Source organism: Jatrophihabitans lederbergiae (genome assembly GCF_031845305.1).
GTDB classification, from domain to species: domain Bacteria; phylum Actinomycetota; class Actinomycetes; order Mycobacteriales; family Jatrophihabitantaceae; genus Jatrophihabitans_A; species Jatrophihabitans_A lederbergiae.
Map to the genome: position 1 here is coordinate 247075 of NZ_JAVREH010000002.1, position 14591 is coordinate 261665.

11 protein-coding genes are annotated in these 14591 nt (G+C 68.4%); 7 read left to right on the plus strand and 4 right to left on the minus strand.

Going from position 1 to position 14591, the window contains the following annotated elements:
* The first annotated feature begins 37 nt into the window (after positions 1–37).
* The 4 genes from RM423_RS02700 (at position 38) to RM423_RS02715 (ending at position 5368) form a co-directional block, all read left to right on the plus strand.
* Positions 38–898 carry an MIP/aquaporin family protein gene (locus RM423_RS02700; RefSeq protein ID WP_311421449.1) on the plus strand — a complete coding sequence of 287 codons (861 nt, stop codon included), beginning with the start codon at positions 38–40 and terminating at the stop codon, positions 896–898.
* A gap of 77 nt (positions 899–975) precedes the next feature.
* Complete coding sequence (gene glpK / locus RM423_RS02705; RefSeq protein ID WP_311421450.1) at positions 976–2490, plus strand: glycerol kinase GlpK; 1515 nt, start codon at positions 976–978, stop codon at positions 2488–2490.
* A gap of 66 nt (positions 2491–2556) precedes the next feature.
* The gene (locus RM423_RS02710) at positions 2557–4284 is read left to right on the plus strand and encodes a glycerol-3-phosphate dehydrogenase/oxidase (RefSeq protein WP_311421451.1); all 1728 of its coding nucleotides are present in this window, start codon (positions 2557–2559) and stop codon (positions 4282–4284) included.
* A 388-nt stretch (positions 4285–4672) separates the two neighbouring features.
* Positions 4673–5368: a hypothetical protein gene (locus RM423_RS02715; protein ID WP_311421452.1), complete on the plus strand. Its 696-nt coding sequence runs from the start codon at positions 4673–4675 to the stop codon at positions 5366–5368.
* A gap of 72 nt (positions 5369–5440) precedes the next feature.
* Here the strand turns inward: RM423_RS02715 and RM423_RS02720 are convergent, their stop codons facing one another.
* From RM423_RS02720 to sdhC, 4 genes are all read right to left on the minus strand, one after another.
* Positions 5441–6190, minus strand: a complete 750-nt coding sequence (locus tag RM423_RS02720) for a succinate dehydrogenase iron-sulfur subunit (RefSeq protein ID WP_311421453.1) — start codon at positions 6188–6190, stop codon at positions 5441–5443.
* A gap of 51 nt (positions 6191–6241) precedes the next feature.
* The gene (gene sdhA, locus RM423_RS02725) at positions 6242–7987 is read right to left on the minus strand and encodes a succinate dehydrogenase flavoprotein subunit (protein ID WP_311421454.1); all 1746 of its coding nucleotides are present in this window, start codon (positions 7985–7987) and stop codon (positions 6242–6244) included.
* A gap of 94 nt (positions 7988–8081) precedes the next feature.
* On the minus strand, positions 8082–8501 hold the full coding sequence (locus RM423_RS02730; RefSeq protein WP_311421455.1) for a succinate dehydrogenase hydrophobic membrane anchor subunit: 420 nt from the start codon (positions 8499–8501) through the stop codon (positions 8082–8084).
* A complete protein-coding gene (gene sdhC, locus RM423_RS02735) occupies positions 8498–8926 on the minus strand; it encodes a succinate dehydrogenase, cytochrome b556 subunit (protein ID WP_396327564.1) in 429 nt (142 codons plus the stop codon). The genes RM423_RS02730 and sdhC overlap by 4 nt, the downstream gene beginning before the upstream one ends.
* Before the next feature lie 304 nt (positions 8927–9230).
* On the opposite strand from sdhC, the gene RM423_RS02740 reads away from it, so the two are divergent.
* From RM423_RS02740 to RM423_RS02750, 3 genes are all read left to right on the plus strand, one after another.
* Entirely contained in the window at positions 9231–10328 is a 1098-nt protein-coding gene (locus tag RM423_RS02740; RefSeq protein ID WP_311421456.1) for a BMP family lipoprotein, read from the plus strand.
* Positions 10329–10451: 123 nt separating this feature from the next.
* Positions 10452–12074, plus strand: coding sequence for an ABC transporter ATP-binding protein (locus tag RM423_RS02745; RefSeq protein WP_311421457.1), 1623 nt, complete (start codon positions 10452–10454; stop codon positions 12072–12074).
* Positions 12071–14584, plus strand: a complete 2514-nt coding sequence (locus tag RM423_RS02750) for an ABC transporter permease subunit (RefSeq protein ID WP_311421458.1) — start codon at positions 12071–12073, stop codon at positions 14582–14584. Before RM423_RS02745 ends, RM423_RS02750 begins: the two co-directional genes overlap by 4 nt.
* Positions 14585–14591 lie beyond the last annotated feature (7 nt).

Here is a 14591-nt window from a genome sequence, read left to right on the forward strand (position 1 = left end):
CCCCGGCAGCTCCCCACATCGGAATGGACGTCGTCAGATGGTCAGAGCCAAGGACACCGCGGACCCCCCAGGCGCCATCCGGACGGATGACGCCCGCGGCGCCATCAAGCCCCGGGTCCCAGGCCTGCGGGGAGAGCTGCTCGCCGAATTCTTCGGCACCTTCGTGCTCATCCTGTTCGGCACCGGCGTGGTGGCCCAGGTGGTCGGCGGCGGCATCGGTGACCACGACAGCATCGCGTGGGCCTGGGGACTGGGCGTGACCCTCGGGATCTATGTCGCGGGCAAGATCAGCGGCGCGCACCTCAATCCGGCGGTGTCGGTCGCGCTGGCGGTGTTCCAGGGCTTCTCCTGGCGCAAGGTGCTGCCGTACTCGCTGGCCCAGACGGCCGGTGCGTTCGTCGCCGCGCTGCTCGTGCGCTGGAACTACACCGAGGTGCTGGCCAAGGTCGACCCGATGCACACCGTCAAGACTCAGGGCGTCTTCTCGACCCTGCCGGGCAACGGAACGCTGCCGGTCAGCGAACTCGGTGCGCTGCGGGACCAGATCATCGGCACCGCCATCCTGGTGTTCGTGATCTTCGCGCTCACCGACGCCCGCAACCAGTCGCCGCTGGCCAACCTCGCGCCGTTCGTGATCGGTCTGCTGGTCGTCGGCCTGGGCATGGCCTGGGGCACCGACGCCGGTTACGCCATCAACCCGGCCCGTGACTTCGGCCCGCGGCTGGCCTCGTTCGTCACCGGCTACCACAGCGCCTGGCGCGACCAGTACGGCAACCTCTTCTTCTGGGTGCCCATCCTCGGCCCGCTGATCGGCGCGGTGGTCGGCGGCGGGCTGTACCAGGCCCTGGTCACCAGGTACCTGCCCACCGCCGAGCAGGTCGCCGCCACCGAGACCTGAGCCGCGCGCTCATCTCGTACCCAGCCAGCCAGCCGAACGCCCAGCCAGCCGCACGCGCCCAGCAGAGGAGAAGTCAGATGGCCGATTTCGTCGGAGCAATCGATCAGGGAACCACTAGCAGCCGCTTCATGATCTTCGATCACGACGGCAACGAGCGCGGTAAGCACCAGCTCGAACACGAGCAGATCCTGCCGAGGGCCGGCTGGGTCGAGCACAACCCGGTGGAGATCTGGGAGCGCAGCAGCGCCGTCCTGCAGACCGCCGTGAACAGCGCGGGCCTGGCCACGTCCGACTTCGCCGCCCTCGGCATCACCAACCAGCGCGAGACGGCGGTGGTGTGGAACCGCAAGACCGGGCGGCCGTACTACAACGCCATCGTCTGGCAGGACACCCGCACCGACCGGATCGCCTCGGCGCTGGAGCGTGACGGCCGAGGCGATGTCATCCGCGCCAAGGCCGGTCTGCCGCCGGCTACCTACTTCTCCGCCGGCAAGGTGCAGTGGATCCTCGAGAACGTCGACGGCGTCCGCGCCGCGGCCGAGGCGGGCGACGCGGTGTTCGGCAACACCGACAGCTGGCTGCTCTGGAACCTGACCGGCGGGACCCGTGGCGGCGTCCACGTCACCGACGTGACCAACGCCAGCCGGACCATGCTGATGAACCTCGAGACGCTGGACTGGGACGACGAGCTGATCTCGTTCTTCGACATCCCACGCTCGATGCTGCCCGAGATCAGGCCGTCCTCTGACCCGGCCGGCTACGGCGAGGTGACGCTGCCCGGCGCGGCCGCCGGCATCCCGCTGACCGGTGACCTCGGCGACCAGCAGGCCGCCACCGTGGGCCAGGTGTGCTTCGCGCCCGGCGAGGCCAAGAACACCTACGGCACCGGCAACTTCATGCTGCTCAACACCGGTGAGGAACTCGTCCGCAGCGAGCACGGCCTGCTGTCCACGGTGTGCTACCAGTTCGGCAACGACAAGCCGATCTACGCCCTGGAAGGCTCCATCGCCGTCACCGGCTCGGCCGTGCAGTGGCTGCGCGACCAGCTCGGCATCATCTCCGGTGCCTCGGAGGTCGAGACGCTGGCCCGGCAGGTTTCCGACAACGGCGGCGTGTACTTCGTCCCCGCGTTCTCCGGCCTGTTCGCGCCGTACTGGCGCTCGGACGCGCGCGGGGCGATCGTCGGGCTGTCGCGTTACAACACCAATGCCCACCTGGCCAGAGCTACCCTGGAATCGATCTGCTACCAGAGCCGGGACGTGACCGAAGCCATGGCGCAAGACTCCGGCGTCACCCTGGAGGTCCTCAAGGTGGACGGTGGAGTCACGGCGAACAACCTCTGCATGCAGCTGCAGGCCGACATTCTCGGCGTGCCGGTCAGCCGTCCGGTGGTGGCCGAGACCACGGCGCTGGGAGCGGCGTACGCGGCCGGCCTGGCGGTGGGCTTCTGGAAGGACACCGACGAGCTGCGGGCGAACTGGAACGAGGACATCCGCTGGTCGCCGGAGTGGGACGAGCAGCAGCGGTCGGAGGGCTACGCCGACTGGAAGAAGGCGGTCACCCGCACCCTGGACTGGGTGGACGTCGACTGAGCAGGTTCGCCCGTTTGCCGCAGGTACTGAGCTGAACACCCGCACGTACAACGTGAAAGGCAGCAGATGAACAACACCGCGATGTCGCCGCAGTCCCGCAGCGAGGCGCTCGCCGCGATGGGCACCGCGCCGGAACTGGACGTGCTGATCGTCGGCGGCGGCGTGGTGGGCGCCGGGGCCGCGCTGGACGCCGTCACCCGCGGCATGTCCACGGCCATCGTCGAGGCGCGGGACTGGGCCAGCGGCACGTCCAGCCGCTCCAGCAAGCTGATCCACGGCGGCCTGCGCTACCTGGAGATGCTGGACTTCGGCCTGGTGCGCGAGGCGCTGCACGAGCGGGGCCTGCTCACCCAGCACATCGCCCCGCACCTGATCCGTCCGGTGCAGTTCCTGTACCCGCTGACGCACCGGGGCTGGGAACGTCCCTATGTCGGTGCCGGCGTGCTGCTGTACGACACCATGGGCACGGCCGGCGGCAGCTCGCGCGGGCTGCCGCACCACCGGCACCTGTCCAAGCGGCGGGCGCTGCGCGAGGCGCCGTGCATGCGGCCCGACTCGCTGACCGGGGCGGTCCAGTACTGGGACGCCCAGGTCGACGACGCGCGGCACACCATGATGGTCGTCCGCACGGCGGTGGCCTTCGGTGCGCTGGCGGCCAACCGCACCCGGGTACAGGCCTTCCTGCGCGAGGGGGAGCGGGTCACCGGCGCCCGGGTGGTGGATCTGGAGACCGGGACGGAGTTCGACGTGCGGGCAAAGCAGGTCATCAACGCCACCGGGGTGTGGACGGATGAGACCCAGCAGCTCGCTGACACCCGTGGGCAGTTCCACGTGCGGGCGTCCAAGGGCGTGCACCTGGTCGTGCCGCGGGACCGGCTGCAGTCCAACACCGGGCTGATCCTGCGCACCGCCACCAGCGTGCTGTTCGTCATTCCCTGGGGCCGGCACTGGATCATCGGCACCACCGATACCGACTGGAACCTCGACCTGGCACACCCGGCGGCCAGCGCGCGCGACATCGACTACCTGCTCGATCAGGTGAACTCGGTGCTCTCGTCGCCGCTGTCCCGTGCCGATGTCGAGGGCGTGTACGCAGGCCTGCGGCCACTGCTCTCCGGCGAGTCCGAGGTCACGTCCAAGCTGTCCCGCGAGCACATCGTCGGGCACCCGGTGCCGGGGCTGGTCGTGGTGGCCGGCGGCAAGTACACGACGTACCGGGTGATGGGCAAGGACGCCGTGGACGAGGCGGTGCGCGGGATGGACGAGCGGGTTCCGGAGTCGGTCACGGAGAAGATCCCGCTGGTCGGCGCGGAGGGCTGGGACGGCACCCGCAACCAGCGCCACCAGCTCGCCGCCCGGTCCGGGCTGCACGTCGCCCGCATCGACCACCTGCTGGGCCGGTACGGCAGCCTGATCCATGAGGTGCTGGAGCTCATCGCGAAAGACCCGTCGCTGGCCGAGCCGCTGCCCGGGGTGGACGACTACCTGCGCGTAGAGGCGGTGTACGCGGTGACCCACGAGGGTGCCCGGCACCTCGACGACGTGCTGGCCCGGCGGACCCGCGCCTCCATCGAGGCCTGGGACCGCGGTGTGTCGGCGGCTCCGGTGGTGGCCGAGCTGATGGCCGCCGAGTTGGGCTGGGACGAGGCGCACACCGCGACCGAGGTGGAGCACTACCTCGCCCGGGTCGCCGCCGAGCGCGAGTCCCAGGAGCAGCCCGACGACGCCACCGCGGACGCGGCCCGGCTCGGCGCGGCGGACATCGTCCCCATCGCCCCCCTGTCCACGAGGTAACCGCCCCGTTCCCGTCTCGTCCTGTCTCTGTTCCACCTGACTGACCTGCTGAGCGGGCGCCCGGGCGCGCTGTCGGCAGGTCGAAGGGGGTGTGGGCAAGGCCGCCGCTGTCCACAACTTCATCGTGCCGCTGCCCCGAACACCACCTGGCACCGAGGATCGCGGACATGCTTACTGGTTCAGCGGCGCGGTCGATGACGGTAATCGAGCCGGGGATGGTGCTGTCGCGCGCGGCACTGGCCGCTCGCGGACTGACCCGGAGCCAGCTTCGCGCGCAGTTGGACGCGCGGCGCTGGCGGGAGTGCGGCGGCGCGATCGTGCTGCACAACGGGGCGCTCACCGGCGGCAGTCGTGGCGCGCAGCGCTGGTCAATGCCGGCCCGAGGTCCATGCTCACCGCCTTCACCGCAGCGGAATATCACGGGATGTGTGGCTGGGAACGCGACACCATCCACGTGTTGGCCCCGCTGTCGGTGTCCGGCCGCGAGGTCGCTGAATTCACTGTGCGGCTGCACCGGACGCGGCGGTGGCAGTGGCCCAGCGACCCGTTGGTCTTCCGGTGTCAGGGGCTCGCGCCGGCAGTGGTGATCGCCGCGAGCACCTTCACGTCCCCGCGCCCGGGTTGTGGCCTGCTCGCGGCGGCGGTACAGCAACGGCTTCTCGATGTCAGCAGCCTCGAACACGCTCTGCAGCGAGCGACCCGGACTCGTCACCGGGCCGCACTGCTGGCCGCCGTACAGGACATTTCCGGTGGTTCGCAGGCGCTGAGCGAGATCGACTTCACCCGCCTCTGCCGCCGCGCCGGCCTACCCGCGCCCGTTCAGCAGCGCGTCAGGCGTGAGCCCTCAGGCCGTCGGCGCTACCTCGACGCAAGCTGGCGACGCTCTGACGGCCGGCTGGTAATCGCGGAGGTCGACGGTGCGGTGCACCTGAACCCGCGCCGCTGGTGGGAGGACCAGAGCCGGCAGAACGAACTGACCATCGCCGACGCGCTCGTGCTGCGGTTTCCCAGCGTCGTCGTGCGGCACGACGAGGCGACCGTCATCGCGCAACTCCGGCGTGCGCTCCTCGTCCGTAGCGATTGACCTGCTCACCGAGCGCCCGGGCGCGCCGTCAGCAGGTCAATCGGAACAGCAGCAGGACGGAACAGCAGCGGCTCAGACCCGGCGGAACAGCAGCGCCTGCTTGACCTCTTTGATCGCCTTGGTGATCTCGATGCCACGGGGGCAGGCCTCGGTGCAGTTGAAGGTGGTACGGCAGCGCCACACACCCTCGCGGTCGTTGAGGATCTCGAGCCGCTCCTCCGAGCCCTGGTCGCGGGAGTCGAAGATGAACCGGTGCGCGTTGACGATCGCGGCCGGCCCGAAGTACGAACCGTCCGTCCAGAACACCGGGCAGGACGTGGTGCACGCCGCGCACAGGATGCACTTGGTGGTGTCGTCGTAGCGATCGCGATCGGCCTGGGACTGCAGCCATTCCTTGGTCGGCTCGTTGCCACCGGTGATCAGGAACGGCTTCACCGCGCGGTAGGCCTCGAAGAACGGCTCCATGTCGACGACGAGATCCTTCTCCACCGGCAGCCCCTTGATGGGCTCGATGGTGAGCTTGTCGGGCATGTCCTTCATCAGCACCTTGCAGGCGAGCCGGTTCACGCCGTTGATGCGCATGGCATCCGAGCCGCACACCCCGTGCGCGCACGAGCGCCGGAAGGTGAGCGTGCCGTCCTGCTCGCCCTTGATCTTCATCAGCAGGTTCAGCACCCGGTCGGTGGGGAACGCGTCCACCGTGTACGTCACCCAGGTGACCTCTTCGGACACCTCGGGGTTGTACCGGCGGATCTTGACCTCGACGGGACGCGACTTGGGCGCCTCGATAACGGGGGCGGGACGTTCGGCGACTGCGGTCATATCAAAGCCAACTCTCTGTACAGCGCGAGATGAAAAGCAGGAAAAGCAGGATCAGTACTTGCGGGCCATCGGCTGGTAGCGGGTGACGACAACAGGCTTCCAGTCGAGTGCGATCGAGCCGTCGGCCTGCCGGTACGCCATGGTGTGCTTCATGTAGTTCTTGTCGTCCCGTTCGAGGTAATCCTCGCGCGCGTGGCCGCCGCGGGACTCCTTGCGGTTACGCGCGCTCACGACCAGCACCTGGGCCAGGTCCAGCAGAAACCCGAGCTCCACCGCTTCGAGCAGGTCGGAGTTGTAGCGCTTTCCCTTGTCAGAGATGGCGATGTTGTCGTAGCGGTCCTTGAGCTTGACGATGTCGGCCTCGACCTCGGACAGTGACTCCTCGGTGCGGAAAACCTGGGCGTTGCGGTCCATGGTGTTCTGCAGCTCGGTCCGGATGGTGTTGACCTTCTCGGTGCCGGTCGAGGTCAGCAGCCGCTCGACAAGAGCGATCACCTGCGCCTCAGCGTTGACCGGCAGGTCCGCCAGCTCGGCGGAATGGGCGTACTCGGCGGCGGCGATGCCGGCGCGGCGGCCGAACACGTTGATGTCCAGCAGCGAGTTGGTGCCCAGCCGGTTCGAGCCGTGCACCGAGACGCAGGCGACCTCACCGGCCGCGTACAGGCCCGGGACGACGTCGGTGTTGTTGCGCAGCACCTCGGCCTCGACGTTCGTGGGAACGCCGCCCATCGCGTAGTGCGCCGTCGGATAGACCGGCACCGGCTCGGTGTAGGGCTCGACACCCAGGTAGGTGCGGGCGAACTCGGTGATGTCGGGCAGCTTGGCGTCGATCTGCTCCCGCGGCAGGTGGGTCAGGTCGAGCAGTACGTAGTCCTTGTGCGGGCCGGCGCCGCGTCCCTCGCGTACCTCGTTGGCCATCGAGCGGGCCACGATGTCGCGCGGGGCGAGGTCCTTGATGGTCGGGGCATAGCGCTCCATGAACCGCTCGCCCTCGGAGTTACGCAGGATCGCGCCCTCACCGCGGGCCGCCTCGGAGAGCAGGATGCCCAGCCCGGCCAGGCCGGTCGGGTGGAACTGGAAGAACTCCATGTCCTCCAGCGGCAGGCCCTTGCGCCACACCACGCCCATGCCGTCGCCGGTGAGGGTGTGGGCATTGGATGTGGTCTTGAAGACCTTGCCGAAACCGCCGGTGGCCAGTACGACGGCCTTGGCGTTGAACACGTGGATCTCACCGGTCGCCAGCTCGTAGGCCACCACGCCGGACGCCACCTCGACGCCGTCGGCGCGGGGCGTCATCAGCAGGTCCAGGACGTAGAACTCGTTGAAGAACTCGACGCCCTGCTTCACACAGTTCTGGTAGAGCGTCTGCAGGATCATGTGGCCGGTACGGTCGGCGGCGTAGCAGGAGCGGCGGACCGGCGCCTCGCCGTGGTTGCGGGTGTGCCCGCCGAACCGGCGCTGGTCGATCCGGCCGGCCGGCGTCCGGTTGAACGGCAACCCCATCTTCTCGAGGTCCAGCACCGCGTCGATGGCCTCTTTGCACATCACCTCGGCGGCGTCCTGGTCGACGAGGTAGTCACCGCCCTTGACGGTGTCGAAGGTGTGCCACTCCCAGTTGTCGTCCTCGACGTTGGCCAGCGCGGCGCACATTCCGCCCTGTGCGGCACCGGTGTGCGAACGCGTCGGGTAGAGCTTGGTCAGCACCGCGGTGCGAGCCCGGCCCGAGGACTCCAGCGCCGCCCGCATACCAGCGCCACCAGCGCCCACGATGATCACGTCGTACTTGTGCGTCTGCATGTCTCTACTGACTCAGCTCTCTGTTCGCCAACTGCGGTGGGCAGCTGCCCGCTACCCGGAATGCCCAGCCGCCGGGGAGGACCCGGCGGCGGACCTACTTGATGTTCGGGTCGAAGGTGAAGATGACCAGCGTGCCGAGGGCGATCACCAGCGTGGTGGCGGTGTACAGGACCATCTTCAGCGTGAAGCGGGTTGCGTCGCGGCGGGTGTAGTCGTTGATCACGGTGCGCAGGCCGTTGGTGCCGTGCAGCATCGCCAGCCACAGCATCAGCAGGTCCCAGACCTGCCAGAACGGCGAGGCGTAGCGCCCGGCGACGAAACCGAAGTTGATGCGCTGAACGCCGCCGTCGAGGATGTTCATGATGAACAGGTGCCCGAGTACCAGAATGACCAGCAGGACGCCGGACACCCGCATGAACAGCCACGCGTACAACTCGGTATTGGTGTGCGCCCGGTTGCGCCGCGGGGGCGCCGAGCGCGGGGAATCGATGTGCAGCGGCTGGGCGGTGGTCACGAGTTGCCTCCGAACATCGCCTCGAACGAGTGCTTGAACATGAAGAACGCCCCGGGAATCATCACCACGACCCAGACCGCGACGATGATCCACAGCATCTGGCGCTGCAGGCGCGGGCCGCGGCTCCAGAAGTCCACCGCGATGATCCGCAGCCCGTTCAGCGCGTGGAACAGCACCGCGCCGACGAGGCCGATCTCCATCAGGTTGACGAAGGGATTCTTGTACGTGTCGATGACCGTGTCGTAGGACTCGGGGGAAACCCGCACCAGCGCCGTGTCCAGCACGTGCGCGAAGAGAAAGAAGAACGTGAGGACGCCGGTGATCCGGTGGGCGACCCATGACCACATTCCCTCGCGGCCGCGGTAGAGCGTTCCGGCCAACCGGGTCTTGGTGGTGGCGCGCGACGCTGCTGTGCCAGTCGACACCCGAACTCCTCATCTCGCTTTGTCGTACACCTGAGTCGTGCACCTGAGCAACCCGCGGCGCAGTTCGCCGCAGCGATGAAAGGCCGATGACACGGTTGAAACACGTCGAGCTTAGTCGCGCGGCAGCGGAGCTTCGACTCGGTGAGAGGTATGCGACACGCGTACAACTCGGTGGACGACTCGACCTGACAACGATGTGGTGACGAACGGCAAGCGAGTTTCTTTTCGTCATCCGCTCGGACTACGGTGACCGGCGATCAGGGGTGAGTCATCCCCGCCTATTTCCACACTTGAGGAGACAGTCTTGCGTCACCTGAACGGGACGGCCGCTATCGCCACGGCGGCGGCCGCGGCCATGCTTCTCGCCGGCTGCGGCTCGAAGAAGAGCGACACGAACACCGGCTCCGGGACCTCCGGCTCCGCCTCGGGCAGCGGGGCGGCCGCGTCCAGCTTCAAGGCGTGCATGGTGACCGACACCGGCGGTATCGATGACAAGTCGTTCAACGCCGCGGCGTGGCAGGGCATGCAGAAGGCCCAGTCGGACGGCAAGGCGACCGTCTCCTACGTTCAGTCCAAGCAGGAGACGGACTACGCCACCAACATCGCCTCGCTGGTGTCGCAGAACTGCAAGCTGATCGTCACCGTCGGTGGCCTGATGGGCGACGCCACCAACGCGGCGGCCAAGAAGAACCCGAGCCAGCACTTCGTCGAGGTCGACTCGGCGGGTAACGGCAGCAACCTGCAGGGCCTGCAGTTCAACACCGCCCAGGCCGGCTTCCTCGCCGGGTACCTGGCCGCCGGCTACTCCAAGACCGGCAAGGTTGCCACCTACGGCGGTCTGAAGATCGCTCCGGTGACCGTCTACATGGACGGCTTCCAGGAGGGCGTGGAGTACTACAACAAGCAGAAGAGCAAGAGCGTGCAGGTGCTCGGCTGGGACGAGAAGAAGCAGAACGGCAGCTTCGCGGCGTCCTTCACCGACCAGAACAAGGGCCAGCAGTTGACCACCAACTTCATCGCCCAGGGCGCGGACGTGATCTTCCCGGTGGCCGGTGGCACCGGTCTGGGGAGCGCGGCGTACGCCAAGTCCTCCGGCAAGGCGACGGTCGTCTGGGTCGACACCGACGGCTTCGTCGCCGCCCCGCAGTACGGTCCGGTATTCCTCTCCACCGCCGAGAAGAACATCGCCGATGCGGTCACCAAGTCCGTCGAGGACGCCTCGACCGGAACGTTCGTGACCAAGGACTACATCGGCACGCTGGCCAACAACGGTGTCGCCCTGGCCCCCTTCCACGACCTGGACTCGAAGGTCGATCCGGGGCTTAAGTCGGAGCTTGACCAGGTCAAGTCGGACATCACCTCGGGCAAGATCACGATCACCTCGCCGTCCCAGCCCAAGTAGGGGGCGACCCACGTACGACTGCCGACGCTGCGCTGCTTGGATGACCAGCGCAGCGTCGGTGTGGTGTCCGGAGCGTGGTGTCCGGAGCTTTGACCGTGCGGCGTTGAGAAGGGGGGAGCCGGAGTGCGGCTCGAACTGAACGGGATCACCAAGCGGTTCGGATCCCTGGTCGCCAACGACTCGATCGACCTAGTCGTCGAGTCGGGTGAGATCCACGCCCTGCTCGGCGAGAACGGCGCGGGCAAGTCCACGCTGATGAACGTCCTGTACGGGCTGTACCAGCCCGACGGCGGCGAGATCCTGCTCGACGGCCGACCCCGATCCTTCTCCGGTCCGGGTGAGGCGCTCGCCGCCGGAATCGGCATGGTGCATCAGCACTTCATGCTCGTCCCGGTGTTCACGGTCGCCGAGAACGTCATGCTCGGGCACGAGTGGACGTCCGGCCCGCTGGGCAGCCTGGACCGCAGGACGGCTCGCCGCAAGGTCACCGAGCTGAGCGAGCGCTACGGCCTGGCGGTCGATCCGGAGGCGGTCGTCGCGGATCTGCCGGTCGGTGTGCAGCAGCGGGTCGAGATCCTGAAGGCGCTACTCGGCAATGCCAAGGTGCTGATCCTGGACGAGCCGACGGCGGTGCTCACTCCGCAGGAGATCGACGACCTCATCCGGGTGATGACCGAGCTACGCGACGCCGGGACGTCCATCGTCTTCATCACCCACAAGCTTCGCGAGGTCAGGGCTATCGCGGACCGCATCACGGTCATCCGCCGCGGCAAGGTGGTGGGCAGCGCGCTGCCCAGTGCCTCCGAGGCCGAGCTCGCCACCATGATGGTCGGCCGCAGCGTCAACCTGGTCGTGGACAAGCCCGAGGCCAAGGTCGCCGAGACGGTGCTGAGCGTCCGCGACCTCACGGTGGCCGATGACCGCGGCCAGACGACTGTCGACGGCGTCAGCTTCGACGTGGCCGCCGGCGAGATCGTGGCGCTCGCCGGGGTGCAGGGCAACGGTCAGGAAGAGCTCGTGGAGTCCCTGCTCGGCCTGCGCCACCCCGTCTCCGGATCGGTGTGGATGAAGGGCACCGACACGGCCGGCGAGTCGGTGGACGACATCCTCGGTCGCGGGGTCGGTTTCATTCCCGAGGACCGCCAGCACGACGGCATCGTCAGTGGCTTCTCGGTCGCCGAGAACCTGGTGCTGGACCTGTACCACCGCGACGAGTTCTCCCGCGGCCTGTCGCTTCGGCTCGACCGAATCGCGGCCAATGCCACCAGCCGGGTCGAGGAGTTCGACATCCGGACGTCCTCGCCGGACGCGATGGCGTCCACGCTGTCCGGCGGCAACCAGCAGAAGGTCGTGGTCGCCCGTGAGATGTCGCGGCCGCTGACCCTGCTCGTCGCCTCGCAACCCACCCGCGGCGTGGACGTCGGCGCCCAGGAGTTCATTCACAGACGCATCGTGGACGAGCGTGACCGGGGCACCGCCGTCGTCATCGTCTCCACCGAACTGGACGAGGTGCTGGGCCTGGCCGATCGAATCCTGGTGATGTACCGGGGCGCCATCATCGGCGAGCTGCCCGGCGGCGCGTCCAGGGACGAGGTGGGCCTGATGATGGCCGGCGTGCCGGCCGGCCAGGCTGTCGCCGAAGCGGCCGAGCACCACAGCGTGCTGGCGGCCGCTGATAACTCGGACAGCTCAGCTAGCTCAGTCAGCTCTGGCAACCCGCGTGGCGCAGAAGCAGGGTCCGCATGAGCACCGAGCTGGCCACCGCGCAGGCTGCCTCGGGCGGAACCGGTCCCGCGGGGATGCTCGCGGCGCAGCCGGCGCGTCGGCGCAACCGGTCGTGGGTGGTCACCGTGCTCGCCGTGCTGCTGGCGCTGCTGATCGGCGGCCTGATGGTCGTCTTCTCCGACGAGCGGGTGCGTACTGACCTCGGGTACCTCTTCAGCTCACCGACGGACTTCTTCAACGACGCCTGGTACACCCTGCGCGACACCTACATCGCGCTGTTCGAGGGTGCGATCTTCGACCCGCAGCACGCCAGCACGCTCAGCCAGGCGTTCGGGCCGATCACGACGTCCATCTACACCGCAACGCCCCTGATCTGCGCCGGCCTCGCGGTGGCGCTGGCGTTCCGGGCCGGTCTGTTCAACATCGGTGGCAACGGCCAGGTCATCGCCGGCGCGTTCGCCTCGGGTTACCTCGGCCTGATCGTGGAGTTGCCGCCGGTGATCCACCTCGTCCTGGCGGTGGCCGGGGGCATCGCCGCCGGCGCGTTCTGGGGCTTCATCGCGGGCTTCCTGAAGGCTCGTACCGGGGCCCATGAGGTCATCACGACCATCATGCTGAACTACGTCGCCACGTTCGGACTGCTCTACCTGCTCGCCAAGAAGTCGATCGTCGCGCCGAACAACCCGCAGGCCAGCAAGCCCATTCACGGCACCGCGCGGCTGCCACACCTGTTCGGCAATGGCGAGCGCATCGACCTCGGCATCATCCTCGCCCTGGTCGCGGCCGCCGGCGTGGCCTGGCTGCTCACCAAGAGCACGGTCGGCTTCCGGCTGCGGGCTGTCGGGGCGAACCCGGCCGCCGCGCGCACGGCCGGCATGAGCGTGGGCTCGGTGACGATGCTGGCGATGTCGCTGTCCGGTGGCCTGGCCGGGCTGGGCGGCGCGACGCTGGCCCTGGGTGGCGGAACGTCGTACGTGGTGACGCCGAACATCGCCTCCAACGTCGGCTTCGACGCCATCACGGTGGCGCTGCTCGGGCGCAGCCGGCCCTGGGGCGTCGTCGGTGCCGGTTTGCTGTTCGGCGCCCTGCGCACCGGTGGCACGCAGATGCAGGCCGCGCAGAGCGTCCAGGCACCGGTCGACATCATCACCGTCATCCAGGCCCTGATCGTCATCTTCATCGCCGCGCCGAAGCTGATCGAGGGCTTCTTCCGGCTCAAGCGCCTCGGCCTCGCGCCGGTGGCGACCGCGACCACCAACCTCGCGGTGAGCATCACCAGCGTGCGGGCGCCCCGGGTGCCGCGCCACATCATGGCCGGTTCGGTCACCATCGTGCTGGGACTGCTGGCGACGTGGGGGTTCGGACTGGGTTCGCGGGCGGGGCAGAAGGCGGTTTTCCAGTTCGCGCTGCCGGGCGCCAAGGTGCACCTGGGCTCGGCGACGTTCGTGGCCCGGCCGCTGATCCTGCTGATGTGCCTGCTGATCCTGCTGGCGGGCGTGGCACGGCTGGCGCGGCGGGTTCCCGCGCGGTGGTGCTCGGCGGTGGCCATCCTGGCGCTGCTGGTGGCGTTCATGATCTGGTCCGTCGCGGGCACCTTCTCCGGACTCAACGTCGTGTCGCTGCTGCAGGGCGCGCTGTTCCCCGCCGCCATCCCGCTGATCCTCGGGTCCCTGGCGGGCGTCATCGGCGAGCGCTCCGGCGTCGTGAACGTGGCGATCGAGGGTCAGTTGCTGCTCGGCGCGTTCGCTACCGCCGTCATCGGCACGGTCACCGGCAGCATCTGGGCAGGCGCGCTCGGCGGCATGATCGCCGGCCTGCTGGTCGCCGCGGTGCTGGCCGCGCTCGCGATCCGGTACCTCGTGGATCAGGTGATCATCGGCGTGGTGCTCAACGTGTTCGCACTCGGCCTGACGAGCTTTCTGTTCAACAAGCTGCTCTCGCCGCACGCCACCGAGTTCAACGAACCGGGGTATTTCAGCACCCTGAAGATCCCGGTGCTGGGTGACATTCCGATTCTCGGCCCGGTGTTCTTCGACGGCACCATCTTCCTGTACCTGACCTACGTTTTGGTCGCGGCGGTGCACTTCGGCCTCTTCCACACTCGGTGGGGGCTGCGGCTCCGCTCGGTCGGCGAGCACCCCAAGGCCGCCGACACGGTGGGCATCAACGTCAACCAGACGCGGATGCGAGCCGTGCTGCTGGCCGGCCTGATCGCCGGGCTCGGCGGCGCTTTCCTGGTGATCGGGGCCGGCGCGGCGGGAACGTTCGGGCTCAACATGTCGGCCGGTCGCGGCTTCATTGCCCTGGCCGCGGTCATCTTCGGCCGCTGGCGCCCGGTCGGGGCGGTGCTGGCCGCCCTGCTGTTCGGCTTCGCCGACCAGTTGCAGTCGCTGCTGTCCCAGGCAGGCGCGCCGGTGGATTCCAACCTGCTGCTGACCCTGCCCTACGTGGTCACGCTGCTGGCGGTCGCCGGCTTCATCGGCCGGGTACAGCCGCCGGCGGCTGACGGCCAGCCATATTCAGTCGGTTGAGGAGTGG